This is a genomic window from Paraburkholderia rhynchosiae (genome assembly GCF_002879865.1).
Taxonomy (GTDB): Bacteria; Pseudomonadota; Gammaproteobacteria; order Burkholderiales; family Burkholderiaceae; genus Paraburkholderia; species Paraburkholderia rhynchosiae.
In genome coordinates this window covers 1-909 of record NZ_PNXY01000111.1, presented here as the reverse complement: position 1 = coordinate 909, position 909 = coordinate 1, and the positions used below count along the sequence as shown (strand labels likewise).

The window sequence follows — 909 nt, the reverse complement described above, 5'->3', positions numbered from 1 at the left end:
TAAGAACTCTTAACAAAATAAAGAAAGGGGCTGTTTACTCTCGATGAATCCTGTTAACCTTTTCATTGTTTCGACGACGAAAAGGACATGGCTAAACCCATACTCGACGACGAACTTTGGGCACTCATCGAACCATTGCTGCCCCCTCCCAAACCAAGGCGAAGCCGTTATCCAGGGCGCAAGCCGCTCGATGATCGTGGGCTGCTCACGGGCATTCTGTTCATCCTGCAGACGGGCCTGCGCTGGGACCTGCTGCCGCGCGAGATGGGCTGCGGCAGCGGCATGAGTTGCTGGCGCCGTCTGCGGGACTGGCAGGCTGCCGGCGTCTGGGACCGACTGCATGAAGTCCTGCTCGCAAAGCTGCGCGCGGCTGACCAGATTGACTGGTCCCGTGTCGTCGTCGATTCCTCTTCGATCCGCGCAGTGGGCGCAGGTCAAAAACGGGACCGAATCCCACGGACCGCGCGCGACCAGGTTCAAAGCACCATCTCATCACCGAAGCACAGGGCATCCCGCTCGCGGTAATCCTCACGGGCGCCAACCGTAACGATGTTACCCAGCTTCACCCACTGGTTGACGCCATCCGGCCCATTGCTGGCAAGCGCGGCCGGCCGCTTTCGAAGCCCCGCATTGTTCAGGGCGACCGGGGCTACGATCACGACAAATACCGCCGTCCGCTACACGCAGCCGGCATCGTGACTGAAATCGCTCGACGTGGCGAGCCACACGGCAGCGGACTCGGCAAAACACGCTGGGTTGTCGAGCGCACCATTTCATGGCTCCATAACTTTCGACGACTGCGCATCCGCTTCGAACGTCTTGCATTCATCCATGAAGCCTTCATGAAAATCGCCTGCTGCATCATCTGCTGGCGAAAACTGAAGAACTCATTTTGTTAACGCTTGTAAG

1 protein-coding gene is annotated in these 909 nt (G+C 58.4%); it reads left to right on the top strand.

Annotated features, from left to right (window positions below; all coding sequences use genetic code 11):
- The first annotated feature begins 87 nt into the window (after positions 1-87).
- A protein-coding gene (locus C0Z16_RS37015; protein ID WP_102636545.1) for an IS5 family transposase occupies positions 88-899 on the top strand; the annotation gives its coding sequence in 2 pieces (ribosomal slippage) (positions 88-436 and positions 436-899; 813 coding nt in all).
- Positions 900-909: the final 10 nt, after the last annotated feature.